The sequence below is a fragment of the Pseudomonas sp. NFPP07 genome (assembly GCF_900115645.1).
In the GTDB taxonomy this organism is placed as follows: Bacteria; Pseudomonadota; Gammaproteobacteria; order Pseudomonadales; family Pseudomonadaceae; genus Aquipseudomonas; species Aquipseudomonas chlororaphis.
Map to the genome: position 1 here is coordinate 171368 of NZ_FOXG01000003.1, position 25085 is coordinate 196452.

General features: G+C 64.5%; 23 protein-coding genes. 10 read left to right on the forward strand and 13 right to left on the reverse strand.

All coding sequences use genetic code 11. The annotated features are described in order from the left end of the window. Nucleotides 1–11 precede the first annotated feature (11 nt). Entirely contained in the window at nt 12–413 is a 402-nt protein-coding gene (locus BM019_RS08930) for a hypothetical protein (protein WP_092418073.1), read from the forward strand. 114 nt (nt 414–527) lie between these two features. Further along, nucleotides 528–1670, forward strand: a complete 1143-nt coding sequence (locus BM019_RS08935; protein ID WP_092418074.1) for a hypothetical protein — start codon at nt 528–530, stop codon at nt 1668–1670. Between the two features lie 18 nt (nt 1671–1688). On the opposite strand, the gene BM019_RS08940 is transcribed toward BM019_RS08935, so the two are convergent. Together BM019_RS08940 and BM019_RS08945 are read right to left on the reverse strand one after the other, a co-directional pair. Next, nucleotides 1689–2591 carry a LysR family transcriptional regulator gene (locus BM019_RS08940; protein ID WP_092418075.1) on the reverse strand — a complete coding sequence of 301 codons (903 nt, stop codon included), beginning with the start codon at nt 2589–2591 and terminating at the stop codon, nt 1689–1691. 62 nt (nt 2592–2653) lie between these two features. Continuing rightward, nucleotides 2654–3571, reverse strand: a complete 918-nt coding sequence (locus BM019_RS08945; RefSeq protein ID WP_092418076.1) for a LysR family transcriptional regulator — start codon at nt 3569–3571, stop codon at nt 2654–2656. A gap of 112 nt (nt 3572–3683) precedes the next feature. Here BM019_RS08945 and BM019_RS08950 point away from each other — a divergent pair, with 112 nt between their 5' ends. From BM019_RS08950 to BM019_RS08960, 3 genes are all read left to right on the forward strand, one after another. Then, on the forward strand, nt 3684–4496 hold the full coding sequence (locus BM019_RS08950) for a phytanoyl-CoA dioxygenase family protein (protein ID WP_092418077.1): 813 nt from the start codon (nt 3684–3686) through the stop codon (nt 4494–4496). A gap of 84 nt (nt 4497–4580) precedes the next feature. After that, entirely contained in the window at nt 4581–5768 is a 1188-nt protein-coding gene (locus BM019_RS08955; RefSeq protein ID WP_092418078.1) for a M20 aminoacylase family protein, read from the forward strand. A gap of 87 nt (nt 5769–5855) precedes the next feature. Beyond that, the gene (locus tag BM019_RS08960) at nt 5856–7199 is read left to right on the forward strand and encodes an MFS transporter (protein WP_092418079.1); all 1344 of its coding nucleotides are present in this window, start codon (nt 5856–5858) and stop codon (nt 7197–7199) included. A gap of 8 nt (nt 7200–7207) precedes the next feature. Here the strand turns inward: BM019_RS08960 and BM019_RS08965 are convergent, their stop codons facing one another. After that, nucleotides 7208–8416: an MFS transporter gene (locus BM019_RS08965; RefSeq protein WP_092418080.1), complete on the reverse strand. Its 1209-nt coding sequence runs from the start codon at nt 8414–8416 to the stop codon at nt 7208–7210. 265 nt (nt 8417–8681) lie between these two features. Here BM019_RS08965 and BM019_RS08970 point away from each other — a divergent pair, with 265 nt between their 5' ends. Together BM019_RS08970 and BM019_RS08975 are read left to right on the forward strand one after the other, a co-directional pair. Beyond that, nucleotides 8682–9311, forward strand: a complete 630-nt coding sequence (locus BM019_RS08970) for a DUF5666 domain-containing protein (RefSeq protein ID WP_023968338.1) — start codon at nt 8682–8684, stop codon at nt 9309–9311. Between the two features lie 105 nt (nt 9312–9416). Next, on the forward strand, nt 9417–9866 hold the full coding sequence (locus BM019_RS08975; RefSeq protein ID WP_092418081.1) for a RidA family protein: 450 nt from the start codon (nt 9417–9419) through the stop codon (nt 9864–9866). Nucleotides 9867–9994: 128 nt separating this feature from the next. Here BM019_RS08975 and BM019_RS08980 read toward each other — a convergent pair whose 3' ends face one another. The 8 genes from BM019_RS08980 to gcl all read right to left on the reverse strand — a co-directional run bounded on the left by BM019_RS08980 (nt 9995) and on the right by gcl (nt 19657). Next, nucleotides 9995–10993, reverse strand: a complete 999-nt coding sequence (locus BM019_RS08980) for a sulfate ABC transporter substrate-binding protein (RefSeq protein WP_085530177.1) — start codon at nt 10991–10993, stop codon at nt 9995–9997. A gap of 106 nt (nt 10994–11099) precedes the next feature. Then, complete coding sequence (locus tag BM019_RS08985) at nt 11100–11945, reverse strand: ion transporter (RefSeq protein WP_062823229.1); 846 nt, start codon at nt 11943–11945, stop codon at nt 11100–11102. A 21-nt stretch (nt 11946–11966) separates the two neighbouring features. Beyond that, a complete protein-coding gene (locus BM019_RS08990; RefSeq protein WP_092418082.1) occupies nt 11967–12890 on the reverse strand; it encodes an urea transporter in 924 nt (307 codons plus the stop codon). Nucleotides 12891–13054: 164 nt separating this feature from the next. Then, nucleotides 13055–14470: a pyruvate kinase gene (gene pyk, locus BM019_RS08995; protein ID WP_092418083.1), complete on the reverse strand. Its 1416-nt coding sequence runs from the start codon at nt 14468–14470 to the stop codon at nt 13055–13057. Next, nucleotides 14460–15740, reverse strand: a complete 1281-nt coding sequence (locus tag BM019_RS09000; protein ID WP_092418084.1) for a glycerate kinase type-2 family protein — start codon at nt 15738–15740, stop codon at nt 14460–14462. Before BM019_RS09000 ends, pyk begins: the two co-directional genes overlap by 11 nt. Nucleotides 15741–15912: 172 nt before the next feature. Continuing rightward, nucleotides 15913–16803, reverse strand: coding sequence for a 2-hydroxy-3-oxopropionate reductase (locus BM019_RS09005; RefSeq protein ID WP_007922096.1), 891 nt, complete (start codon nt 16801–16803; stop codon nt 15913–15915). 162 nt (nt 16804–16965) lie between these two features. Further along, nucleotides 16966–17748, reverse strand: coding sequence for a hydroxypyruvate isomerase (gene hyi / locus BM019_RS09010; protein ID WP_092418085.1), 783 nt, complete (start codon nt 17746–17748; stop codon nt 16966–16968). A 133-nt stretch (nt 17749–17881) separates the two neighbouring features. Further along, nucleotides 17882–19657 carry a glyoxylate carboligase gene (gcl, locus tag BM019_RS09015; protein ID WP_092418086.1) on the reverse strand — a complete coding sequence of 592 codons (1776 nt, stop codon included), beginning with the start codon at nt 19655–19657 and terminating at the stop codon, nt 17882–17884. Between the two features lie 264 nt (nt 19658–19921). On the opposite strand from gcl, the gene BM019_RS09020 reads away from it, so the two are divergent. Continuing rightward, complete coding sequence (locus tag BM019_RS09020) at nt 19922–20362, forward strand: GlcG/HbpS family heme-binding protein (protein WP_007922100.1); 441 nt, start codon at nt 19922–19924, stop codon at nt 20360–20362. A gap of 136 nt (nt 20363–20498) precedes the next feature. Here the strand turns inward: BM019_RS09020 and BM019_RS09025 are convergent, their stop codons facing one another. Then, entirely contained in the window at nt 20499–21107 is a 609-nt protein-coding gene (locus BM019_RS09025; protein WP_009042776.1) for a TetR/AcrR family transcriptional regulator, read from the reverse strand. Between the two features lie 135 nt (nt 21108–21242). On the opposite strand from BM019_RS09025, the gene BM019_RS09030 reads away from it, so the two are divergent. Further along, nucleotides 21243–22169 carry a DUF808 domain-containing protein gene (locus BM019_RS09030; RefSeq protein ID WP_009042777.1) on the forward strand — a complete coding sequence of 309 codons (927 nt, stop codon included), beginning with the start codon at nt 21243–21245 and terminating at the stop codon, nt 22167–22169. Nucleotides 22170–22217: 48 nt separating this feature from the next. Here the strand turns inward: BM019_RS09030 and BM019_RS09035 are convergent, their stop codons facing one another. Continuing rightward, nucleotides 22218–23633, reverse strand: coding sequence for an aminotransferase-like domain-containing protein (locus BM019_RS09035; protein WP_009042778.1), 1416 nt, complete (start codon nt 23631–23633; stop codon nt 22218–22220). A gap of 275 nt (nt 23634–23908) precedes the next feature. Here BM019_RS09035 and BM019_RS09040 point away from each other — a divergent pair, with 275 nt between their 5' ends. Then, nucleotides 23909–24913 (forward strand): SGNH/GDSL hydrolase family protein, encoded by a 1005-nt coding sequence (locus BM019_RS09040; RefSeq protein ID WP_085530185.1) that lies wholly within the window; start codon nt 23909–23911, stop codon nt 24911–24913. The last annotated feature ends 172 nt before the right edge of the window (nt 24914–25085 follow it).

The following is a 25085-nucleotide window of genomic DNA, read 5'->3' on the forward strand; positions in this document are numbered from 1 at the left end:
GAGAAGCCGCCATGACCGCCATTGCCCGCATCACCCTGTTAACACTGGTCCTGGGGTTGAGCGCCTGTGCGGTCCAGCAGCCGACGCCGCCCGAGACGCTGCCACCGATTCCGCCCGCGCAGCCCAGCACCAAGCCGGCGCCCGGCACCCCGAGTAAACCCGCCACGCCAATCAAGCCGGCCAAGCCGCTGCCGCGCACTTCCGCGAGCTTCGCGCCGCCACCGGGCGGCAACAGCCACTGGGACCCGCGCCTGGGCGTCTATGTGCTGGATAACCAGACCAACACCTTCTACCGCCAGCGCACCTACTACCGCTGGAACAACGGCTGGAGCCGTTCCATCAGCCCCGACGGGCCATGGGAAGAGACCGATATCCACGGTGTGCCGTCGGGCCTGGGGCGCCAGTTCCAGTAAGCGGCTCTCAGTAAGCGGCGACCACTGAGCGGACCGCGGGCGAGTCCGGTTCAAGCGGTCGGTTGGATGGCCGATACCCCAGGGTGTTCCTGAGTATCGCCATCCGAGCGCCCGATGAAGAAAAGCCTGAACAAACCCTATTTCGCGCCCATGGCCTTCTGGCTCTGTGTTGTCGCTGTGTTGCTCGCCCTGCATGGCTTCACCGATGTCGAAGTGCCGCAGCTGATCTACTTCTCCCTGGCACCGGTGTATTTGCTGGTGCTGTTTATCTTCCTCTACTACTTCTTCTGCTGGAGCTTCATCTCGGTCTTTCCCCTGGGTGAGATCGGCTGGAAGCGCGTGGACTACGGCTGGCTGTTGCTGGCGTCGCTGGCGCTGATCGGCGAAACCCAGAGCGTCAGGACCGAATGGTTCCAGAGCGACTATCGGCTGGCCGAATCCCATGAAGCCTCGACCCAGAAGCGCCTCAAGGCCGAGATCGACGATCTGTTGGGGCCGGATCATTGCCGTGCCGCCGCGACTCTCTATAGCGTCGCCGATGCCGCGCAGGTGAGCGAGCTCTGTCAGCGTTTTGCCACGTTAGAGAGAACGGCGCAGGGGCGGCTGACGGCGCTCTCGGTGGGGACGGTGATCCAGGCACTGGATGAGCTTCGCGCCCGGTATTCGGCGCCGCCTGTATTGGCGTGGCTCGGCCGCCTCGATGAAACCCTGGGCGACCAGCGCAAGGCCCGGGGCGAGGTTTCCAGGTTGTATGAGCTGACCCGCGCCACCAACGCCGAGACCGTTTATCGCTACTTCGTTCCGGTATTGCTGGTGTTCGCCCTGGCCCTGCGCGCCTCGAAGGTCACCGGCGAGGTGCTGCTCAAGGCCCCGCGCAAACGCAAGGTATGGATGATCATCAACCGGCGCATGGTGATCGACGGCCTGGGTTTTGTCCGCGGCGCCCGTAGCCGCTTCGACGAAGCGCTGCGCAACTGGCGCGTGGCGAAGTGGGACGTGGTGCACCTGGCCTGTCCGTTCCTGCCTGAAGTCAGTGCCCAGGACACCCGGGTCGCGGTAGCGCCGGGGTTCTATGAAAACGAGTTCCAGCTGGCGTCTGTCAGTACTTTCGAGCAGTGCGGCTTCGTCGAGTGGGCGGCCAGGCAGTCGATCGAAACCCTGTACCTGGTGGGCGAGACCGACCTGGCGCTGATCGAGCGGGTGCGTCAGTGGGGCGAGGCGGCCAAGGTCGAAGTGCTGGTGCGCGAGCGGATCTGAATCCGCGCGCACCCCGGCTCAGCCTTGGGCATCTGGCCCGGGGCTGGCCAGTTGCTGCTGGACAAACTCGACGAAGGCCCGGGCCTTGGCGCTGGTCAGCCGCCCGGTAGGGAACACCGCCCATAGCTCCTGGCGGGGCAGCGTCCAGTCCGACATCACTTCGCGCACCGCGCCACTGGCCAGCTCGGGGGCGAACATCCATTGCGAGGCCAGGGTCAGCCCCTGGTGGGCCAGCACCGACTCGCGCAACCCCTCCGCGGCGCTGACGCGAATCCGCCCGCGGACCGTCACCGATTGCTGTTCGTCACCCCGTTCGAAGCGCCAGTGGGCACCGCCGCCGAGGCTGTAGACGATAGCCTGGTGCTTGCCCAGGTCGGCGGGGCGGGCGGGTTCGCCGTGGCGGGCGAAGTAGTCCGGGGTGGCCAATACCATGCGCCGGCATTCGCCGATCCGCCGCGCGGTCAGCCCGGAGTCGCTCAAGGGGCCCATGCGCAGGGCGACGTCGATGCCGGCCTCCACCAGATTGATATTGCGGTCATCCAGCACCACGTCGATGTCGAGCTCGGGGTGGCGCTCGAGAAAGCTCCCCAGGTGCGGCACGATGTGCAGGCGGGCGAAGGTCACAGCGGCGCAGACTCGCAGCGTACCGCGCAGCCCCGTACCGGCACCGCGCGCCGCGAGATCGGCTTCGTCGGCCTCTTCGAGGGCCCGCCTGGCGCGCTCGAAAAACGCCATGCCGGCCTCGGTGGGCGTCAGGCCGCGGGTCGAGCGCAGCAACAGCCGCACCGCCAGCCGCGCCTCCAGCTGGGCGATGGTTTTCGACACGGCCGGCTGGCCGATATCCAGAAGCCGGGCGGCGGCGGAAAAGGACCCGCTTTCCACCACATGAACGAAGGTTTGCATGGCTGCCAGCCGGTCCATTGGGACTCCTTGTGTGTGAGCGATCGAGTGTTGTGTGGAACGCCGTCGAGCCGCAGCGTCGCTTATGGGTGCCAGCCAAACCCCGGGCTTTCGCCGAACCATTGCAGGGCCTGTTCCCGCAGGGCATTGACCAGCGGCGAGTGGCTGCGGGCCCGGGACTGGGCGAGCACAATGCGTTGCAGCGGCAGCGGTTCGGCAATCGGCCGGATCGCCAGCGGCCGCCCGTCATAGCTGTGGTCGCCGAAAGGCCGGGTATAGGCCACGGCCACGCCAAAGCCGTTGGCCACCAGCCCGCGCTGCAATTCGAAAGAATAGGTCTTGCTGAAGTTTTGCGGCTGCAAGCCATGGAAGCGGAACAGGTCGAGGAAATGCTGCCAGCTGTAGGCCTGTTCGGTCAGCACCAGGGGGTAATCGCAGAGCTGGCGCAGGCTGACCTCGCGGTGACCGGCCAGGGGATGCTCGGCCGGCAATAGCGCATGGGCCGACAGTTCGCACAGCACCGTGCTCTGTACCCCATCCGGCAAGCCCAGGTCATAGCTGAGGGCGGCGTCCAGGCTGCCGTTGCTCAGTTGCTTGCCGATCTGGTCGAAGCCGTATTCGCGAATCGTCACCTCGATCGCCGGGTGGCGTTCCCTGAGGCCCCGCAACAGCTGCGGCAGGCAATAGGGCGCCAGGTCCTCGAAGCAGGCCAGCATCAGTTCGCCGGACAAGGTGTCGTCGTGGTCCGCCAGGCGCTCCAGCTCATGCACGCCGGCCACTATCTGCTGGGCCTTGTCCATCGCCAGGCGGCCGAACGGCGTCAGCGTCACTCCCTGTCCGCGCTGGCGAATGAACAGCACTTGCCCCAGGTGTCCTTCCAGTTCGCTGAGGGCGGCGGAGACCGCCGGCTGCGATACGTTCAGGTGCTCGGCGGCCTGAGTGATGTTGCCGTGGCGGGTGACCGCCAGGGCGCAGCGCAGGTGGCGCAGACTGATCTTCATAAGAAATTCCGAGGAGCCAGATCGGATCATATTATTTTATTTTTGGATGAGCCTGGGGCAATAGTCTGGCCGTGGTCGCCGCGATCATGGCGGCCGTCACGCAGGAGCCCCTATGAACAGGTCAGTCAGCCCTTTGGTATCAGCGGCGGATATCGCAGCTTTTCAACGCGATGGCGCCATTTGTCTACGTGGTGTGTTCAAGGACTGGGTCGGGTCGATCGCCGCAGGTATCGAGCGTAACCAGCGCGAGCCGGGCCCCTATGCCACCAACGTGGTGGCGGCCGGCGAGCCGGGTGGGTTTTTCGACGATTACTGCAACTGGGAGCGCATTCCCGAATTCGTCGCCATGGTCCGTGAGTCGCCCGCGGCGGGGATTGCAGCAGCGGTGATGCAGTCGCCCAGTGCGCAGTTCTTTCACGATCATGTACTGGTCAAGGAGCCGGGCACCCAGAAGCCGACGCCCTGGCATCAGGACATTCCCTATTACTTTCTCGATGGCGAGCAGACCGTCAGCCTGTGGATCCCGGTGGACCCGGTGCGCGAGGCGACCTTGCGCCTGATCGCCGGCTCCCACCTCTGGCCGCAGTGGGTGCTGCCGCTGCGCTGGAAGGACGACAGCAGCTTTTACGAGGATGTCAGCCGCTATCGGCCGGTGCCGGACCCGGATGTCGAACCCGGCATGCAGGTGCTGGAGTGGCAGATGGAGCCGGGGGACGCGGTGCTGTTCGACTTCCGCACCGTGCACGGCGCACGCGGCAATCTCAGCCAGGCCCGCCGACGCGTGCTGTCGCTGCGCTGGCTGGGCGAGGACGTGCGTTATGCCGAGCGCCCTGGCAGGACCTCGCCGCCGTACCCTGACCACGGCATGCAAGCAGGCCAGCGCCTGCGCCAGGACTGGTTCCCACAGATCTGGCCGCCAGCCTGACGGCGATCTACCTAAAAAACCTACAAGAGCCTGACAGCGTCTCAGCCGGCGATCAGGCCATCTATCACTGCTGAGGAGAAACCCATGCCGAGCCCAACGATCCTGCCTGAGATACGCGAGCTGACGACGCCCATGGTTGCGCTGCGCCAGCATCTGCACGCCCATCCTGAACTGAGCTACGAGGAGTTCGAAACCAGCCGCCTGGTCGCCGACAAGCTGCGCGGCTGGGGTTATGAGGTTCACCACGGGCTGGCCGGCACCGGCGTCGTGGCGTCGTTGCGCAAGGGCCGGGGCAACCGGGTCATCGGCCTGCGCGCGGACATGGACGCCTTGCCGATCCTGGAAACCAGCGGCTTGCCCTATGCCAGCCGGCATGACGGCAAGATGCATGCCTGTGGCCATGACGGGCATACCGCGATGCTGCTGGCCGCCGGCCAGTGCCTGGCCCAAAGCATCGACTTCGATGGCACCGTACGCCTGATCTTCCAGCCCGCCGAGGAAGGGCACGTGGGCGCGCGAAAGATGATCGAGGATGGGCTGTTTCAGCTGTTTCCCTGCGATGCGGTCTTTGCCATGCACAATTGGCCGGGGTTGCCGGTGGGCACGTTCGGTTTTCTTCCCGGGCCGTTCATGGCTTCGGCCGACACCGTGACGATTGGCATCAACGGCCGTGGCGGTCACGGCGCCATGCCCCAGGACACGGTCGACCCGATAGTCGCCGCGGCCTCGCTGGTCATGGCGTTGCAGACCGTGGTGGCGCGCAACCTGCCGCCCCTGGAAATGGGCGTGGTCGGGGTCGGGGCGATTCACGGCGGCAGCAGTTCGTCGGTGGTTCCCACCCGTGTCGAGCTGGCGGTGACGGTCAGGGCGTTGAAAGAAACGACCCGTGAACTGTTGCTACAGCGCATTGAGGCGCTGGCCCACGCCCAGGCCCAGGCATTCGGCGCGACTGCCGAAGTCACGGTCAGCGCCAACGCGTTCCCGGTGCTCTACAACCACCCGCGGGAAACCGCCCTGGCGCGGGCGGTGGCCCTGGAGTGGCTGGGCGAGGAGGGGCTGGTCGCCGATATGCAGCCGATGACCTGCAGCGAGGATTTCTCTTTCATGCTGCAAGCCTGTCCCGGCAGCTACCTGATCATGGGCAACGGCGAAGGGACGGCGGGCGGCTGCCTGCTGCATAACCCGGCCTATGACTTCAATGACGCCGGCCTGCCTTACGGCGCCAGCTACTGGGTGAAGCTGGTGAGCGCCTTTCTCGATCCAGTCGACTGATTCGCAGCCTCTGGTGGTCGCTCCGGCCGGGCCTGTTCGGGCCCGGCCGGTCGTGGGTGCGTAGCCCTTGTCTGCAAGGAGAATGTCATGGCCGTTGTTTCCGAATCCTTCGCGCCGGTTGCGGCGACGAATCTGTGTGTTTCCCGTCGGCGGGTGATTGTCGGTACCACTATCGGTAACGCCCTGGAGTTTTTCGACTTCACGGTGTTCAGCTTTCTGATGCTGTTTATCGGGCCGCTGTTTTTCCCTGCGGCGTCCGGTTACGGGCAGTTGCTGCTGACCACCGCGACCTTTGGCGTGGGTTTCCTGATGCGCCCGGTCGGCGCGCTGCTGATCGGTTCCTACTCCGACCGCTTTGGCCGTCGCTCGGCGATGACCCTGACCCTGTTCCTGATGGGCCTGGGTTGCGGCCTGATGGCCTTGACCCCGACCTATGGCCAGATCGGCATGGCCGCGCCCCTGATCATGGCGCTGGCGCGGCTGATCCAGGGCTTTGCCGCCGGGGGCGAAGTGGGGGCGGCGACCACCCTGCTGGTGGAACACGCCCCCGCATCGCAACGGGGTTTTTATGCCAGTTGGCAGTTCGGCAGCCAGTCGCTGGGGGTCTTCCTCGGTTCGATCATGGTCGCGGCGCTGGTGGCGGGGCTGGATCAACAGGCGATGAGCGAGTGGGGTTGGCGGGTGCCGTTTTTCATCGGCATGCTCACCGCCCCGGTGGGCTGGTACATCCGTCGCCACCTGGAAGACACCCTGGTGGTCGGGCTGTCGACGGCTCACAGCCAGCAGGCCAGGGAACATGCGGCCCGCAGCAGTCCGCTGCGCGAGCTGTTCGGCCAGCACAAGTGGGCATTGGGCAAAAGCGTGCTGCTGATGCTCGGGGCCATGGTCTCGACCCAGATCATTGCCTTTTACATGCCGGCCTATGCCGCCAGGGTGCTGGGCTTGCCGACCACCTCCAGCCTGCTGGCCAGCGTGGTGGTGGGGGCGGTCTGTTTTGTGTTGTCGCCGCTGGTGGGTTGGCTGGCCGATCGCTGTGGGCGCAAGCGGGTGATTTTCTGCTCGCGCCTGCTGACCCTGGTGGTGATAGTGCCGTGTTTCCAGTGGCTGATCGCCGCCCCCAGCCTGTTCAACCTGCTGCTGATCATCAGCCTGCTCTCGGTGTTGCTGACCCTGCAGACGGTGCCGGGCATCACCATGTTGCCGGAGATGTTTCCCAAGTCGGTGCGTACCACCGGCATGGCGGCGGCCTACGGTATCGGGATCTCGGTGTTTGGCGGCTTCGCCCAGTTTTTTGTCACCTGGCTGATGCAGGTGACCGAGCAGGCGCTGGCGCCGGCCTGGTACATGATGGCGACGGTCGCCTTGTCCACCCTGGTGTTGTTGTGGATTCGCGACCGCACCGGTGAGGACATCGATCAGGCTGCGGCTTGAGCCCGGGCTCAGGCCGTAACAGGCAGCGCCTTCTGCGAGGTGCCCAGGAAACGCAGCAGGGCCAGCAACGGCAAGGCGCTGCCGACGCCGATTATGCCCAGCCAGCCGGCGTGTTCGTACACCGCGCTGGCAATCGACGAGCCGACCGCGCCGCCGATGAAGATGCTGGTCATGTACAGCGCGTTCAGGCGGCCGCGGCTATGGGCATCGAGGGCGTAGACCGCGCGCTGGCCGAGGACCATGTTCATCTGCACGCAGAAATCCAGGACCACGCCGGTCACTGCCAGGCCGATGACGCTGTAGGCCGGGTGGACAAAGGCCGGCAGGAAGCTCAAGGCGGCGAACAGCATGGCCAGCAAGGAGGCGACGCGGGTGTGGCCGGCATCCGCCAGGCGTCCGCTGATGGGCGCGGCGATGGCGCCGATGGCTCCGACCAGGGCGAACAGGGCGATCTGGCTTTGCGACAGGCCGTGGTTGCGCGCCAGCTCCAGCGGCACCGCGGTCCAGAACAGGCTGAAGGTGGCGAACATACAGGCCTGGTAAAACGCTCGCTGGCGCAGCACCGGTTGCTGGCGCAGCAGGGTCCCCAGTGAGCGCAGCAACTGGCCGTAGGTGGCGCTGTGGGCAGGCTGGCGCTTGGGCACGGTCAGCAGCAGGACCAGGCTGATGGCGGCCATCAGCACCGCAGCGGCGATAAACATCGCGCGCCAGCCGAACAGGTCGGCCACCACGCTGGACACCGGGCGCGCCAGCAGGATGCCCAGCAGCAGGCCGCCCATGATGCCGCCGACCACCCGGCCACGGGATTCCTCCGGCGTCAGGTGCGCAGCCAGGGGAATCAGGATCTGTACCGACACCGAGCTGAAGCCGATCAGCAGCGAGACCAGCAGAAAGGCGTTGGGCTGCTCGGTGAACCCGGCGCCCAGCAGGCTGGCGATGGCCACCAGGCTGGTGAGGATCATCAGCCGGCGGTTTTCCAGCAGGTCGCCCAGGGGCACCAGGAAGAACAGGCCCAGGGCGTAGCCGATCTGGGTCAGGGACACGATCAGGCTGGCCATGGTGCTGCTCAGGCCGATGTCCGGGGCGATCAGCTCGATGATCGGCTGGGCATAGTAGATGTTGGCGACTATGGCGCCGCAGCAGAAGGCGAACAGCAGCACCATGCCGCGGGTCATGGTCGTGGTGGCGGCGGGCAGCCCCTGGGTCGTGGAAGTCATGGCGATTCTCGTTGCAGCGAAAAGGATGCGGGCGAGGCTAAGGGGCTGGCCCGTGACGCGGTAGAAGCTGACGAGCGATAGCATTCATGCCCGGGAGGAATAAATGCCTGGCGGGGCCGGCCGAGAGCGGCAGGCGACGACCGGGATCGCGTTGCGATGATACATTTACTTACATCCAGTTCCATAGCTCGCTCATTGTTCCGCGGACACTGGAGTGCTCTCGTTTAGACCTCTGTGCCACCTTTCATCACAGGAAGCCCGTCCCATGAATCTGTGTCTTCGCCGCCTGCTCGGCGGCGCCCAAGCGATCACCCTCGGCGCACTGCTGCTGGCCGGCCCGGCCCAGGCTCAGGACGCGCCGGGCATGCGCATCGGCGTGCGCGGGGAAATCACCAGCATCGCCGGCGACGCGGTGCGGGTGCACGTCAACAGCGGCGAGAACGTCACCATCAACCTCACGCCACAGACCCAGGTCCGCGCCGTGACCCTGGCCAATATCGAGGACATCAAGCCCGGCAGCTACATAGGTTCGGCCGCCGTGCCGCAGGCCGATGGCAGCCTCAAGGCGCTGGAGGTCCATGTGTTTCCACCGCAGATGGCCGGCACCGGCGACGGTCATCGGCCTTTCGATCTGGTCAAGGGCAGCAGCATGACCAATGGCCGCGTCGGCGACCTGGTGGTGAGCAACGGCCGGACCCTGACCGTCAACTACAAGGGCGGCCAGCAGACGATCCTGGTGCCGGACGATGTGCCCATCGTCAACCTGGTGCCGGGCGACCGCAGCCTGCTCAAGGCCGGGGTCAAGGTGGTGATGTTCGTCTCGCAGAGCGCGGACGGCACGCTCACCGCGCAATCGATCTCCGCCGGCAAGGATGGGGTGACGCCGCCGATGTAGCTGGCTGGCGGTTACGTTGCCAGGTGTTTCAACGACCTGGTTTCGGATGGCCTTGTGCAGGGGCTTGGTTTAGGGTTTGCGGTCGTCTATCGCAGCGGAGGTCCCATGCGCGCATCAGTCTTCAATCCGCCCAGTGTCTTCAATTCCCTGCAGTACGGTTTCAGCCAGGCCGTGGAGGTGCGCGGTGGGCGGCGCCTGCTGCTGTCCGGCCAGGTGGGTGTCGATGAGCGCGAGGTCTGCGTCGGCCCGGGGCTGCGCGAGCAGACCGAGCAGAGCTTCGACAATATCGCCCGGGTCCTGGCGGCGGCGGGCGGCGACCTGAGCCACGTGGTCATGCTGCGGATCTACATCGCCGAAGCAGCTCGCGACCAGCAGGAACAGATCAGCCAGGTCCTGTTGCAGCGTTTCCCCCAGCAGCCGCCGGCGTCCTCGTGGATCATCGTCAGTGGCCTGTCCTTGCCCGAGTGGCTGATCGAGATCGAGGCCGAGGCGATGTTGCCTGAGCTGCATCAGGCGGGGAAGGCGGTGCTGTTCGAAGCTGCCGCCGGGCTTTAGATTCCTGACCCGCAAAATACTGTAGCCGCTGCCGAAGGCTGCGATCGCACACAGCGTGTGCGCAAGATCTGACGATCGCTGAAGGCCTTCGGCCTTATCGCAGCCTGCGGCAGCGGCTACAGGTGTTGTTACTTACCGCCGTAGATTTGGTCGAAGACCCCGCCATCGTTGAAGTGGGTCTTCTGCACGGTACGCCAGTCGCCGAAGGTTTTTTCCACCGACAGGAAGTCGACTTTCGGGAAACGGTCGGTGTACTTGGCCAGGACTTTCGGGTCCCGTGGGCGCAGGTAGTTGTTGGCGGCGATTTCCTGGCCTTCCGGCGACCACAGGTACTTCAGGTATTCCTCGGCCGCGGCGCGCGAGCCTTTCTTGTCGACCACCTTGTCCACCACCGACACCGGCGGCTCGGCTTCGGCGGAGACGCTCGGGTAGATGACTTCGAACTGATCGCGGCCGAATTCGCGGGCGATCATTTCCGCTTCGTTCTCGAAGGTCACCAGCACGTCGCCGATCTGGTTGGTCATGAAGGTGGTGGTGGCGGCGCGACCGCCGGTGTCGAGCACCGGTGCCTGCTTGAACAGCTTGCCGACGAAGTCCTTGGCCTTGTTCTCGTCGCCGCCGTTCTTCAGCACATAACCCCAGGCCGACAGGTAGGTGTAGCGGCCGTTACCCGAGGTCTTCGGGTTCGGCACTATCACCTGTACGCCATCCTTGAGCAGGTCCGGCCAGTCTTTCAGGGCCTTGGGGTTGCCCTTGCGCACGATGAACACAGTAGCCGAGGTGAAAGGCGCGCTGTTGTTCGGCAGGCGGGTCACCCAGTTGTCCGGCACCAGCTTGCCGTTGTCCGCCAGGGCGTTGATGTCGGTGGCCATGTTCATGGTGATGACGTCGGCCGGCAGGCCGTCGATCACCGAGCGCGCCTGTTTGCTGGAACCGCCGAAGGACATCTGCAGGGTGATGTTCTCGTTGTGCTCGGCTTGCCAGTGCTTCTGGAAGGCGGTGTTGTAGTCCTTGTAGAAGTCTCGCATCACGTCGTAGGAAACGTTGAGCAGGGTCGGGGCGGCCTGGGCGACGCTGCCCAGTGCCAGGCCGGCGGCCAGGAGAGAGGCGCTAACGAGTTTTTTCACTGCACATTCCTTTTTGTTGAGAGTGAATTCGAGAGTGAAGGCAATTTGCCGCCGACTATAGCCGGGGCGGTATATCTCTTTAAAGATTAAAAAGTGCTTTGCTTATTCAGTTTTCCTGAACCACTTTCGGGAACAGCGCATTGCCGCACCGCGAGCAGAAAGCGGCGCCGTGTTCATGGTTGTTTTTACTGCACACCGGGCAGTCGTGCTTGAGCTGTTCGCCGCGCATGGCATTGGCCAGTTCCGCGGTGAAGATCCCGGTGGGCACGGCGATGATCGAGTAACCGGTGATCATTACCATCGATGAAATTACCTGGCCCAGCGGCGTCTTCGGCACGATGTCGCCAAAACCCACGGTGGTCAGGGTGACGATGGCCCAGTAGATGCCCTTGGGGATGCTGGTGAACCCGTGCTCGGGCCCCTCGACCACATACATCAGGGTGCCGAACACCGTGACCAGGGTCGACACGCTGAGCAGGAACACGATGATTTTCTGCTTGCTGCCGCGCAGCGCCGACATCAGGTAGTTGGCCTGCTTGAGATACGGGCTGAGCTTGAGCACGCGGAAGATGCGCAGCATGCGGATCACCCGGATGATCAGCAGGTACTGGGCGTCGCTGTAATACAGGGCGAGGATCCCCGGCACGATGGCCAGCAGGTCCACCAGCCCGTAGAAACTGAAGGCGTAGCGCAACGGCTTGGGCGAGCAATACAGGCGCAGGCCGTATTCGATGGCGAAGATCAGGGTAAAACCCCATTCGATATAGGCCAGCACATTGGCGTAGTTCTGATGCACCTCGTCGATGCTGTCGAGGATCACGATCACCAGGCTGGCGAGGATGATCAGCAACAGGGTGCTGTCGAAGCGTCGACCGGCCACGGTGTCGGTCTGGAAAATCATGACGTAGAGACGCTCGCGCCAATGCCGGTTGTTGTCCGTGTTGCTGTCCATGTTGTTCGCCTGAATCGAAGGTCAGCGAAGCCTAGGGGGATTGGCCCCGGTAGCGCAAGGCGTGCTGTCCACGGCGGCCTGGCGCAGCACCCGCAGCGCGGCGCGGACCAGCCAGCAGGCGAGGATAAAGGGCGCGGTGAGAACGGGCAGGCCCAGCGCGGCGAAGCCCGGGGCGAGCAGCAGCGCCAGGAGCATGCCCGGCAGGGCCAACCAGGATCGGCGGCGGTCCTGGCTCAGGGCCAGGGCGACCAGGGCACAGTTGTAGCCGCCAAGGCCCGACAGGGCATCGGCATGGTCCTGTTGCAGCAGGGTGAAGCCCAGGCCCGCCGCCGAACCGAACAGCGCCCAGGCGGCCGTCCAGCGATCAGCCAGCAGCAACCCCAGAGCGATCAACACCCCGGCCAGCGGATGCTCGAGGAACATTACCTGGCCGAGCCCCTGGATCAGTGCCTGCAGCAGCGCCAGCGCATCGGGCTCGACCCAGGGCGCGGCGGCACCCGCAGGCAGCGGCGCGGCCAGGCCCAGCAGCAACCAGCCGAGGCCGACGAAGGGCGCGGTGTAGGCCGGTAGGCAATATTGATCGCGGGCGCGCTTGAGCCATTGCCGGGTGAGGATCGCACTGAGGCCGCCGCAGGCGATGATCAGCGGTGGCAGCAGCACCGACCAGTCGAAGCGCAGGCTCAGGAGCAGGCCGAGCAGGACCCCGTTGTAGCTGAACAGCCCGGCTTGCCGGTCGGCCTTGGCATAGCCCCGGCGCTGCGCGGTGAGCAGCCCGGCCACGCCGCCCAGCAGCGCGCCACCGAGCAACGCCGGAGCGCTCAGGAGGATGGCCAGCATGCACAGCAGGCCGCACAGCGGATGGCGCTGGAGGAAGATCTGGCTGAAGCCGTTGAGCAGGGCGGTGGCCCAGTCGGGGCCGTGCGCGTTGAAGTGTTCTGAAGGCATGAAGGTGGGCTCTTGTAGCCGCTGCCGAGCCTGCGAGGCTGCGATCGGGTGCGTAGCGGCCGTCAATCAGGCAATGCCGTGTTCCACAGGCAAGTCCAGTGCTCGGGCCTGGCGACGACTGCGTTTTCGAGCGCAGCCTCGCAGGCTCGGCAGCGGCTACATGCTCAGATCAGGGTTTCGATGCGCAGCGAGTTGGTCGAGCCCGGCTGGCCGAACGGCACGCCGGCGGTGATCAACAGGGTGTCGCCGCGTTTGGCCATGCCTTGTGCCTGGGCGATCTCCAGGGCGGTGGAGCAGACCTCGTCGACCTGGCGCAGGCGGTCGTTGACCACCGAGTGCACGCCCCAGGCCACCGTCAGGCGCCGCGCGGTGGACAGGTTCGGCGTCAGGTTGAGGATCGGCACTGTCGGCCGTTCTCGGGCCGCACGCAGGCTGGAGCTGCCGGACTCGCTGTAGTTCACCAGCACCGCCACCGGCAGGATGCTGCTGATACGGCGGATCGCGCAGCTGATGGCATCGGACACCGTGGCTTCGGCCTGGGGCCGGCTGACGTCGAGCTGGGCCTGGTAGTCCGGGCCGCTTTCCACCTGGCGGATGATCTTGCTCATCATCTGCACCGCTTCCAGCGGGTATTCGCCGGAGGCGGTTTCCGCCGAGAGCATCACCGCGTCGGCGCCTTCGGCCACCGCGTTGGCCACGTCCGTGACCTCGGCCCGGGTCGGGGCGGGGGAGAAGCGCATGGATTCAAGCATCTGCGTGGCCACCACCACCGGTTTACCCAGCTGGCGGCAGGTGCCGATGATGTTTTTCTGGATCTGCGGCACGCTTTCGGCCGGCACTTCGACGCCCAGGTCGCCACGGGCCACCATGATCGCGTCGCTCAGTTCGGCGATCTCGCGCAGTTGGGTGACCGCCGAGGGTTTCTCGATCTTGGCCATCAGGAACGCCTTGTCGCCGATCAATGCGCGGGCTTCGCGGATGTCCTCGGGGCGCTGCACGAACGACAGGGCGACCCAGTCCACCCCCAGTTCCAGGCCGAATTCCAGGTCGCGGCGATCCTTGGCGGTCAGCGGGCTGAGGTCGAGCAGCGCCTGCGGGACGTTGACGCCCTTGCGGTCCGACAGTTCGCCGCCGTTGAGTACCGTGGTGTCGATGGCGTCGGCGTGCTTGGCGGTGACCCGCAGGCGCAGCTTGCCATCGTCCAGCAGCAGGTCCATGCCCGGCTCCAGGGCTTTGAGGATTTCCGGGTGGGGCAGGTTGACCCGGCGCTGGTCGCCCGGGGTGCTATCCAGGTCCAGGCGCAGGGCCTGGCCGCGGTGCAGCTGGACCTTGCTTTCGGCGAATTTGCCGACCCGCAGTTTCGGGCCTTGCAGGTCCATGAGGATGCCCAGCGGGTAGTTCAGCTGCTTTTCGACTTCGCGGATCCACTGGTAACGCTGGGCGTGATCGGCGTGGTCGCCGTGGCTGAAATTGAGGCGAAAGATATTCACCCCGGCCTGCACCAGCTCGCGGATGTCGTCGATGCCGTCGATGGCCGGGCCGAGGGTGGCGAGGATTTTGACCTTTTTGTCAGGCGTCATGTTGGGGGCTCTCGAGGATCAGGATGGCGCGGAAGTCGTTGACGTTGGTGCGGGTCGGTTCGGTGACGATCAACCCATCCAGGGCCGCGAAGTAGCCATAGCCGTTGTTGTTGTCCAGCTCGTCGCTGGCATTCAGGCCCAGGGCGGCGGCGCGGGCATGGCTGTCTGGGGCCATGATGGCGCCGGCGTTGTCTTCGGAACCGTCGATGCCGTCGGTGTCGCCGGCCAGGGCGTAGACGCCGGGCAGGCCCTTGAGGCTGTCGGTGAGGCTCAGGAGGAACTCGGCATTGCGTCCGCCGCGGCCATTGCCGCGCACGGTGACCGTGGTTTCACCGCCGGAGAGGATCACGCAAGGCGCCGCCAGCGGCTGGCCATGCAGCACCACCTGGCGGGCGATGCCGGCGTGGACCTTGGCCACCTCGCGGGCCTCGCCTTCCAGGTCGCCGAGAATCAGCGGGCTGAAACCGGCCTGGCGGGCTTTCACCGCGGCGGCCTCCAGCGACTGCTGCGGCCGGGCGATCAGCTGGAAGTGACTGCGGGCCAGGCTCGGGTCGCCGGGCTTGACGGTTTCCGACTCTGGGCTTTGCAGCCAGGTGCGCACCGCCGCCGGTACTTCGATGGCATAGCGCTTGAGGATCGCCAGGGCCTCGGCCGAGGTGCTGGGGTCGGCCACGGTGGGGCCGGAAGCGATGACCGTGGCCAGGTCGCCCGGTACATCGGAGATCGCGTAGGTGTAGACGGTGGCCGGCCAGCAGGCCTTGGCCAGGCGGCCGCCCTTGATCGCCGAGAGGTGTTTGCGCACGCAGTTCATCTCGCCGATGGTGGCGCCGGACTTGAGCAGGGCCTTGTTGATCGACTGCTTGTCCGCCAGGCTGATGCCCGCGGCGGGCAGGGCCAGCAGCGCGGAACCGCCGCCGGACAGGAGGAAGATCACCCGGTCCTGTTCCGACAGGTCGCTGACCAGCTCCAGCACGCGCTTGGCCACGGCCAGGCCGGCGGCATCGGGCACCGGATGGGCGGCTTCGACCACTTCGATTTTTTCGCAGGGGGCGCCGTGGCCGTAGCGGGTGACGACCAGCCCGCTGACTTCACCCAACCAGCAGCGTTCGACCACCTGGGCCATCGCTGCGGCGGCCTTGCCGGCACCGATGACGATCACCCGGCCGCTGCGGTCGCTGGGCAAATGGGCTTCGAGGACGTGCTGCGGGTGGGCGGCGTCGATGGCTGTGGCGAACAGCTCACGGAGAAATTGTTGCGGATCGACCGACATGGCGGGCTCCCGGATTTCTTGTTATTCGAGGTGTGGCTGTAACGCAACCTGTAGCCGCTGCCGCAGGCTGCAATAAGGTTCGAAGAACCTTCCTGCGATGTGCAAGTGCACGCCTGCTGCGCAGGCGATCGCAGCCTTCGGCAGCGGCTACAGGGGATTTCCTGGCGTTCTCTTACTGGTCGCGGATCGAGAAGTTGGCCATGTGTTCCAGGCCCTTGATCAGCGCCGAGTGGTCCCAGTTGCTGCCGCCGATGGCCGCGCAGGTACTGAACACTTGCTGGGCGTTGGCGGTGTTCGGCAGGTTGATGTTCAGCTCCTTGGCGCCTTGCAGGGCCAGGTTCAGGTCCTTCTGGTGCAGGCTGATACGGAAGCCCGGGTCGAAGGTGCCCTTGATCATGCGCTCGCCATGCACCTCGAGGATCTTCGAGGAAGCGAAGCCGCCCATCAGCGCCTCGCGCACCTTGGCCGGATCGGCGCCGTTTTTCGCGGCGAACAGCAGGGCCTCGGCCACCGCCTGGATGTTCAGGGCGACGATGATCTGGTTCGCCACCTTGGCGGTCTGGCCGTCGCCGTTGCCGCCGACCAGGGTGATGTTCTTGCCCATGGCCTGGAACAGCGGCAAGGCGCGCTCGAAGGCCTGGCTGTCGCCGCCGACCATGATGCTCAGGGTCGCCGCCTTGGCGCCGACTTCACCGCCGGACACCGGGGCGTCCAGGTACTGCGCGCCTTTCTCGTTGATCCTGGCGGCGAAGGCCTTGGTCGCGGTCGGCGAGATCGAGCTCATGTCGATCACCACCTTGCCCGGGCCGACGCCCGCCGCCACACCGTCGGCGCGGAACAGCACGTCGTCGACCTGCGGGGTATCCGGGACCATGACGATGATGAATTCGGCTTCCTGGGCCACTTCCCTGGGGCTGGCCAGGGCGACCGCGCCGGCGGCGACCAGGTCGGCCGGGGCCGCGTCGTGGTGTTGGGACAGGAACAGACTGTGACCGGCTTTCTGCAGGTTGGAGGCCATTGGGTGGCCCATGATGCCGGTGCCGATGAATCCGATTTTAGCCATGAGAAAATCCTCTTTTTGTTAGGTAGCACGCCCTCTGTAGGAGCGAGCTTGCTCGCGAAAAACGGCAAGGGCGCCGTGTTCATTCAGGATGCCTGCGTCATCGTTGACGATCTTCGCGAGCAAGCTCGCTCCTACAGCGATAAACGATGACGCGTTGCCCGATCAGATTGCGTTGTGGCTCTTGAGCCAGCCCAGGCCGGCCTCGGTGGTGGTCAGCGGCTTGTATTCGCAGCCGACCCAGCCCTGGTAGCCGATCTTGTCCAGGTGCCCGAACAGGAAGCGGTAGTTGATCTCGCCGGTCCCCGGTTCGTGACGCCCCGGGTTGTCCGCCAGCTGGACATGGTTGATCGCGTCCAGGTGCCCGGACAGGGTCCGGGCCAGATCGCCCTCCATGATTTGCATGTGATAGATGTCGTATTGCAGGTACAGGTTGCTGCTGCCGACCTGCTCGCGAATCGACAGGGCCTGGGCCGTGTTGTTCAGGTAGAAGCCCGGGATGTCGCGGGTGTTGATCGCTTCCATCACCAGCTTGATGCCCGCGGCCTGGAGTTTCTCGGCGGCGTACTTGAGGTTGGCGACGAAGGTCTTTTCTACCGTGGCATCGTCGAAACCTTGCGGGCGAATGCCGGCCAGGCAGTTGATCTGGGTGTTGCCCAGCACCTGGGCGTAGGCGATGGCCAGGTCGACCCCGGAGCGGAACTCTTCGACCCGGTCCGGCAGGCAGGCGATACCGCGCTCGCCTTTCACCCAATCGCCCGCAGGCAGGTTGAACAGCACTTGGGTCAGGCCGTGGGCGTCGAGTTGCGCCTTGATCTGGGCGGAGCTGAATTCGTAGGGGAACAGGTATTCGACACCACTGAAGCCAGCCTCGGCGGCGGCCTTGAAGCGGGCGAGGAAGTCCTGTTCGGTGAACAGCATGGACAGGTTGGCGGCAAAACGCGGCATGGTGGTCTCCTGTGAAAAGGGGGCTCTGTAGCCGCTGCCGCAGGCTGCGACAAGGCCGAAGGCCTTCGACGATCCTGAGATCTTGCGCATCTTGCGGATGCGATCGCAGCCTTCGGCAGCGGCTACATAGGGGTCAGTCGAGCAGGGAAATCGCGGTCGGGGCGTCGTTGCCGACCAGCGCCAGGTCTTCGAATTCGTTGACCGCGTTGATCTCGGTGCCCATGGAGATGTTGGTGACACGCTCCAGGATGATCTCGACGATCACCGGCACCTTGAACTGCTGGAGCATTTCCTGGGCCTGGCGCAGGGCCGGCTGGATGCCGGCAGGTTCGAATACCCGCAGCGCCTTGCAGCCCAGGCCTTCGGCGACCGCGACGTGGTCCACACCGTAGCCGTTGAGTTCCGGGGCGTTGAGGTTGTCGAAGGACAGCTGCACGCAGTAGTCCATGTCGAAACCGCGCTGTGCCTGGCGGATCAGGCCCAGGTAGGAGTTGTTCACCACCACGTGGATGTACGGCAGCTTGAACTGCGCGCCCACGGCCAGCTCTTCGATCATGAACTGGAAGTCGTAGTCGCCGGACAGCGCCACCACCTTGCGGCTCGGGTCGGCCTTGACCACCCCCAGCGCCGCCGGAATGGTCCAGCCCAGCGGGCCGGCCTGGCCGCAGTTGATCCAGTGGCGTGGCTTGTACACGTGCAGGAACTGCGCGCCGGCAATCTGCGACAGGCCGATGGTGCTGACGTAGCAGGTGTCCTTGCCGAACACCTGGTTCATCTCTTCATACACGCGCTGCGGCTTGACCGGCACGTTGTCGAAGTGGGTCTTGCGTTGCAGGCTCGATTTGCGTTGCTGGCAATCCTGCAGCCAGGCATTGCGGTTCTTCAGCTTGCCGGCGGCCTGCCATTCGCGAGCGACTTCGATGAACACGGTCAGCGCCGAGCTGGCGTCGGAGACGATGCCCAGGTCCGGGGTGAACACCCGGCCGATCTGGGTCGGCTCGATGTCCACGTGGATGAACTTGCGACCCTCGGTGTAGACGTCCACCGAACCGGTGTGGCGGTTGGCCCAGCGGTTGCCGATGCCCAGGACCACATCAGACTTGAGCAGGGTGGCGTTGCCGTAGCGGTGGGAGGTCTGCAGGCCGACCATGCCGACCATCTGCGGGTGATCGTCGGGAATGCTGCCCCAGCCCATCAGGGTCGGGATGACCGGGATGCCGGTCAGTTCGGCGAACTCCACCAGCAGCTCGCTGGCATCGGCATTGATGATGCCGCCGCCGGCGACCAGCAACGGACGCTCGGCCTGATCCAGCAGGGCCAGGGCCTTTTCGACCTGGACCCGGGTCGCCGACGGCAAGGCCAGTGGCAGCGGCTGGTAGGCGTCGATGTCGAATTCGATCTCGGCCATCTGCACATCGAACGGCAGGTCGATCAGCACCGGGCCGGGGCGGCCGGAGCGCATTTCATAAAAGGCTTTCTGGAAGGCGTAGGGCACCTGGCCCGGTTCCAGGACGGTGGTCGCCCACTTGGTCACCGGCTTGACGATGCTGGTGATGTCGACGGCCTGGAAGTCTTCCTTGTGCAGGCGGGCACGCGGGGCCTGGCCGGTGATGCAGAGAATCGGGATCGAGTCGGCCGAGGCGCTGTACAGGCCGGTGACCATGTCGGTGCCGGCAGGGCCGGAAGTACCGATGCACACGCCGATATTGCCGGCCTTGGTGCGGGTGTAACCCTCGGCCATGTGCGAGGCGCCTTCGACGTGGCGAGCGAGGACGTGATCGATGCCGCCGACCTTTTGCAGGGCGGAGTACAGCGGGTTGATGGCTGCACCCGGGATGCCAAAGGCGGTATCGACCCCTTCACGGCGCATCACCAGAACGGCGGCTTCGATTGCTCTCATTTTGCTCATGGTTTTGTGCCTCTTACGTTTTGTAATTGTATACAAGTGGCTTTGCGCAGAGTGTATTCACGGCGAGCGTCGCAGGTCAATCCATTTTTTCTAGCGCTGGGGTGCGTTCGTCCGGTGCCGGTAAACAGGCAGCTTTTCGTCGGAAGCAGAGATTTGCGAAGATTATTGTATACAAAAACAAAATTTGTTGTGTTCTATTTGTTGTATCGGTCTTCTTATCGGAACACCCAGATTTTTCCCAATAACAAAATAAGGACGGCACCCATGAGCGCTTTAACCTTGAACGTTGCAGTCAGCCTGGCCGGCAAGGCCCTGGCCTTCGGCCGCGAGATCAGCGCGGCACCCTTGACCATTGCGGTACTCGACGCCGGCGGGCATCTGGTGACCTTGCAGCGCGAAGACGGGGCCAGCCTGCTGCGGCCACAGATCGCCATCGGCAAGGCCTGGGGCGCGATCGCCCTGGGCAAGGGCTCGCGCCTGCTGGCGCTGGATGCGCAGCAGCGGCCGGCGTTCATTGCCGCGCTCAACAGCCTGGGGCAGGGCAGCGTGGTACCGGCACCGGGTGGGGTGTTGATTCGTGATCAGCAGGGGGCGGTGGTGGGGGCGATCGGCATCAGCGGCGACACCTCGGATATTGACGAGCAATGCGCGATCAGCGCCATTGAGGCGCAAGGCTTGCAGGCGGATGCGGGCGTGAGCGCCTGATCTGTAGCCGTGTAGCCGTGTAGCCGTGTAGCCGCTGCCGCAGGCTGCGATAAGGCCGAAGGCCTTCAGCGATCTTCAGATCTTGCGCACACGTTGTGTGCGATCGCAGCCTGCGGCAGCGGCTACAGGAGCTGGCTTACTTGTCTGCTTCGCAGCCCTTGAGCACCAGGCGGATGATGGTCTGGGCGGCGGCTTCGTAATCGGACTCGTCCAGCTTGGCCTTGCCGGTCACCACCGAAATCTGCCAGTCGAAATCGGCATAGGTCTGGGTCGCGGCCCAGATGCTGAACATCAGGTGGTGCGGGTCGATGGGGGCGATCTGGCCACGATCGATCCAGGTCTGGATGCAATCGATATTGTGCTTGGCCTGGGCGTTGAGCTGTTCGACCTGATCCGGGCTCAGGTGCGGAGCGCCGTGCATGATCTCGCTGGCGAACACCTTGGAGGCGAAGGGCAGGTCGCGGGAGATGCGGATCTTCGAGCGGATGTAGCCGCTCAGCACTTCACTGGGCACACCGTCGGCGTTGAACGGAGTCGAAGCCTGGAGGATCGGCTCGATGATGCTTTCCAGGACCTCGCGGTAGAGGTTTTCCTTGGATTTGAAGTAGTAGTAGACGTTGGGTTTGGGCAATCCTGCCTTGGCCGCGATGTCGCTGGTTTTGGTCGCAGCGAAGCCTTTGTCGGCAAACTCTTCACTGGCGGCACGCAGGATCAGTTCTTTGTTGCGCTCGCGGATGGTGCTCATAAACCAGGTGATTCCTTGCCTGTTCGGGCGGTTGCGCATGGTAGCACCGGCCTTGCGCGAGGCTCAAGAATGCCCCGCGGGCCCTCGTTGCGCGCTATGCTTCGCAACATTTATGACCTCAAGGAACCCTGATCCATGGCCGGAAGCAGTTTGCTGGTGCTGATCGACGATATTGCCGCGGTACTCGACGACGTGGCGCTGATGACCAAGATGGCGGCGAAGAAGACCGCCGGGGTGCTGGGGGACGACCTCGCGCTCAATGCCCAGCAGGTCTCCGGGGTGCGCGCCGAGCGCGAATTGCCGGTGGTCTGGGCGGTGGCCAAGGGCTCGTTTCTGAACAAACTGATCCTGGTGCCCGCGGCGCTGGCCATCAGTGCCTTCGCCCCCTGGCTGGTGACGCCGTTGCTGATGCTCGGCGGCGCCTACCTGTGCTTCGAGGGCTTTGAAAAGCTCGCCCACAAGTTTCTCCACAGCAAGGCCGAGGATCAGGCCGAGCACCAGCAATTGATCGAAGCCGTGGCGGACCCGGCCACCGATCTGGTGGCCTTCGAGAAGACCAAGATCAAGGGCGCGATCCGCACCGACTTCATTCTCTCGGCCGAGATCATCGCCATTACCCTGGGCACCGTCGCTGACGCGCCGTTGATGCAGCAGGTGGTGGTGCTTTCGGGCATCGCCATCGTCATGACCGTCGGCGTGTATGGCCTGGTGGGCGGCATCGTCAAGCTCGACGACCTTGGCCTGTGGCTCACGCAGAAGCCGGGTCAGGTGGCGAAAAGCATCGGTGGCGCGATCCTGCGCGCGGCGCCCTACATGATGAAAAGCCTTTCGGTGATCGGCACCGCGGCCATGTTCATGGTAGGCGGCGGCATCCTGACCCATGGCGTGCCGGCGGCGCATCACTGGATCGAGACTGTCACCGCACACACGGCCGAGGCGGTTGGCGGGTTTTCGCTGATCATGCCGACGCTGCTCAATGCCGTGGCCGGCATCATCGCTGGCGCCGCGGTACTGGTCGTGGTGTCGCTGGGCGGCAAGCTGTGGCGCGCGGCCAGGGCCTGATTCGCTGATGCCCCTCGCCACGGCGGCGAGGGGCAGGCGCGAGGGGTGTCAGGCGGGGAGCAGTTGCGCGACCGCCAGGCCGATCTTGATGATCGCCTGTTCGATCTTGCGGTTGGGCACGCCGGCAAAGTTCAGCCTGAGGCAATTGCGGTACTTGCCGGCCGCGGAAAAGATATTGCCGTTGGCGATCTGGATGTCCTCGGCTTCCAGCAGCCGGTTCAGGGTGTAGGTGTCGAACTCGTCCGGCAGCTCCACCCACAAGGTGAACCCGCCCTGGGGTTTGCTGACCCGGGTGCCTTCCGGCAGATAGCGGCTGACCCACTCGGTCATCAGGTCGCGATGGCGCTGGTACTGTTTGCGCATCCGCCGCAGGTGCGGCAGGTAGTGACCCTTGGCAATGAATTCGGCCACCGCCAGCTGCGGCTGGGTCGCGGTGGTGCCGGAGCCGACGTATTTCATGTGCAACACTTGCGGCAGGTAACGCCCCGGGGCGATCCAGCCGATCCTCAGTCCTGGCGCCAGAGTTTTCGAGAACGAACTGCACAGCAGCACGCGCCCGTCGTCGTCGAATGACTTCAGGGTGCGCGGCCGCGGGTAGCGGAACGCCAGGTCGCCATAGATATCGTCTTCGATGATCGGCACGTCATAGCGCTGGGCCAGGCGGATCATCGCGCGCTTGCGGTCGTCCGGCATGATGTAGCCCAGCGGGTTGTTGCAATTGGGCGTGAGCTGGATGGCCTTGATCGGCCATTGTTCCAGGGCCATTTCCATGGCCTCCAGGCTGATGCCGGTGACCGGGTCGGTAGGAATCTCCAGGGCCTTGAGGCCGGCGGCCTTGAGCAGCTGGATGATGCCGTGGAAGCAGGGGGAGGCGATGGCCACGATGTCGCCGGGTTCGCACAGGGCGCGGATGGCGATGGACAGGGCTTCCTGGCAGCCACTGGTGACAACGATTTCCGCGGGCGTCAGGCGGCAACCGGAGTCGACGCCGAGGCGGGCAATCTGCTCGCGCAGGCTCAGCACACCTTGCAGGTGGTTGTATTGCAGGCTAGGGCTATCGCTGCGCCGACTGATCCGCGCCAGGGCGGTCAGCAGCGGCTTGAGGGTCGGCGCCGTGGTATCGGGCATGCCGCAACCCAGTTGAATGGCATTGGCGTTCTGCTCCTGGCGCATCAGCTCCTGCACCAGGTCCCACTGGGAAATATCCACAGGCCGCAACGACGGCCGTCCCATCTTCGGCAGCTCCGGCAAGCGCCGACCGGCCGGGACGAAATAGCCCGACTTGGGCTTGGGGATAGCCAGTCCCGAGCTTTCCAGAACCCGATAGGCCTGTTGCACGGTGGTGAGGCTGACGCCGTGCTCGAGGCTCAGGGCCCGCACCGAAGGCAGACGCTCCCCCGGCCCGTATAACCCCTGCTCAATGCGGCTGCTGATGTATTCGGCGAGATTCAGGTATCGAGTCATGCGGGGGACTGTAGCGACTCATCTGTCGTATAAAAAGTTACAGATTTCACTTTTTTTGAAAATTTTTCAGGGCGAAAAGGCAATCTGTACTGAGAAAAATCATCCGTCGTGTACCTATAAGACAGTGGTTGCCTTTGGGAAGATGGCCCGCATCGCACTGTACTGGTTGTTCTTAAATACAGTTGCGGCGCAATTCAGAGTCCCCCCGGGCAACGTGTAACGGGCTTCCCCCTCAGGCTACTTTAGACGATGACTTCTCAAGGAAGAGCAGGGTAATGACGGCAAGGATCAAACTGACTCCGCAGATGGCTGAGTACGAGCAGAAATTCACCGACGGTGGTGAGGTTCGCTGGCTGCCTTATTTGATGTACTTCCATCCTACCGACCACCGTTCGGAGGTGGTCAATACAGATGCCTCGGGCTTCCGCTATTCGGAGTTGCTGGGCATACAGTATTCGGTGGCCAACAGCCGTCACGCCAAGAGCGTGCGGGTGCTGGCCGGCAGCTCGACCGTGTTTGGCATCGGTGCCAGCTCGGATGCCTGGACACTGCCTTCGCGCCTGGCCGAGAACGATCCGGACAGCAAACCCTGGATCAACTTCGGCGGACGCAGCTTCAACTCGACCCAGGAACTGACGCTTTTCACCCTTTATCGTCATTTGCTGCCCAAGGTCGACGAGATCGTGCTGTTTTCCGGGTTCAACAACCTGGGGCTGGCCCGCCAGCCACACAGCAGCCGTGGCGAACACGGTGCTTTCTTCAACTGCAATCAGTTCTTCGACGCCATGCGTCCGGAGACTCAGGCCCCCAAGCGCGGCATGTTCCGCGCCTTGCTCGGCAAGGAACAGGAAGAGCCGACGCCCGAGCCGCCACCGACCATGGAAGAGCAGATCGACTACGCCGCCGACCTGACCCTGCGTCACCTGGATACCTGGCGCGCACTGGCGGCCGACATGGGCGCCAAGCTGACCTTCATTCTGCAGCCGCTGGCCGGCTGGGTCCGGGAAAAGGGCTGCGACGAGGAAGAACAGCTGTTCGCCGAGCTGGATCGCGCCGGCAGTTTCAGCGAGGTCTATGGCGACATCCTGCAGCCCAGCGTCTGCGAGGCCTATGCCGCCCGCCTGCGCGAGGGCGCCCAGAAGATGGGCGTGCGCTTCGTGAACATTACACCGCTGCTGTCCGAGGCCCTGCGGCCTGAACAGTGGTTGTTCGTCGACCGTATTCACTTCACCGACCAGGGGAATGATTTCGTCTCGAAAATCATCCTCGATGTTCTTTAAAGGAGTCTGCCATGAGTTACATCAAGAGCTTGTTCCAACGCCTGTTCGGCAAGAAGAAAAAGAAGAAGCCGGACTCGTCGATCTACCCGATGTTCTGATCTCGACACCCGACGTCATTGCTTGCCGATGACTGAGGGCCGGCAATGGATTGCCTTGGTCTCCAACCTGGAAG

Coding starts and splice junctions, on each gene's coding strand:
- BM019_RS09030 (WP_009042777.1), top strand. CDS start 21,243: ATGGCCGGAAGCAGTTTGCTGGTGCTGATCGACGATATTGCCGCGGTA.
- BM019_RS08990 (WP_092418082.1), bottom strand. CDS start 12,890: ATGCCTTCAGAACACTTCAACGCGCACGGCCCCGACTGGGCCACCGCC.
- BM019_RS08955 (WP_092418078.1), top strand. CDS start 4,581: ATGCCGAGCCCAACGATCCTGCCTGAGATACGCGAGCTGACGACGCCC.
- BM019_RS08950 (WP_092418077.1), top strand. CDS start 3,684: ATGAACAGGTCAGTCAGCCCTTTGGTATCAGCGGCGGATATCGCAGCT.
- BM019_RS08985 (WP_062823229.1), bottom strand. CDS start 11,945: ATGGACAGCAACACGGACAACAACCGGCATTGGCGCGAGCGTCTCTAC.
- pyk (WP_092418083.1), bottom strand. CDS start 14,470: ATGACGCCTGACAAAAAGGTCAAAATCCTCGCCACCCTCGGCCCGGCC.
- BM019_RS08970 (WP_023968338.1), top strand. CDS start 8,682: ATGAATCTGTGTCTTCGCCGCCTGCTCGGCGGCGCCCAAGCGATCACC.
- BM019_RS08975 (WP_092418081.1), top strand. CDS start 9,417: ATGCGCGCATCAGTCTTCAATCCGCCCAGTGTCTTCAATTCCCTGCAG.
- BM019_RS08960 (WP_092418079.1), top strand. CDS start 5,856: ATGGCCGTTGTTTCCGAATCCTTCGCGCCGGTTGCGGCGACGAATCTG.
- BM019_RS09005 (WP_007922096.1), bottom strand. CDS start 16,803: ATGGCTAAAATCGGATTCATCGGCACCGGCATCATGGGCCACCCAATG.
- hyi (WP_092418085.1), bottom strand. CDS start 17,748: ATGCCGCGTTTTGCCGCCAACCTGTCCATGCTGTTCACCGAACAGGAC.
- BM019_RS09035 (WP_009042778.1), bottom strand. CDS start 23,633: ATGACTCGATACCTGAATCTCGCCGAATACATCAGCAGCCGCATTGAG.
- BM019_RS08930 (WP_092418073.1), top strand. CDS start 12: ATGACCGCCATTGCCCGCATCACCCTGTTAACACTGGTCCTGGGGTTG.
- BM019_RS09025 (WP_009042776.1), bottom strand. CDS start 21,107: ATGAGCACCATCCGCGAGCGCAACAAAGAACTGATCCTGCGTGCCGCC.
- BM019_RS08935 (WP_092418074.1), top strand. CDS start 528: ATGAAGAAAAGCCTGAACAAACCCTATTTCGCGCCCATGGCCTTCTGG.
- gcl (WP_092418086.1), bottom strand. CDS start 19,657: ATGAGCAAAATGAGAGCAATCGAAGCCGCCGTTCTGGTGATGCGCCGT.
- BM019_RS08940 (WP_092418075.1), bottom strand. CDS start 2,591: ATGGACCGGCTGGCAGCCATGCAAACCTTCGTTCATGTGGTGGAAAGC.
- BM019_RS08965 (WP_092418080.1), bottom strand. CDS start 8,416: ATGACTTCCACGACCCAGGGGCTGCCCGCCGCCACCACGACCATGACC.
- BM019_RS09020 (WP_007922100.1), top strand. CDS start 19,922: ATGAGCGCTTTAACCTTGAACGTTGCAGTCAGCCTGGCCGGCAAGGCC.
- BM019_RS09000 (WP_092418084.1), bottom strand. CDS start 15,740: ATGTCGGTCGATCCGCAACAATTTCTCCGTGAGCTGTTCGCCACAGCC.
- BM019_RS08945 (WP_092418076.1), bottom strand. CDS start 3,571: ATGAAGATCAGTCTGCGCCACCTGCGCTGCGCCCTGGCGGTCACCCGC.
- BM019_RS09040 (WP_085530185.1), top strand. CDS start 23,909: ATGACGGCAAGGATCAAACTGACTCCGCAGATGGCTGAGTACGAGCAG.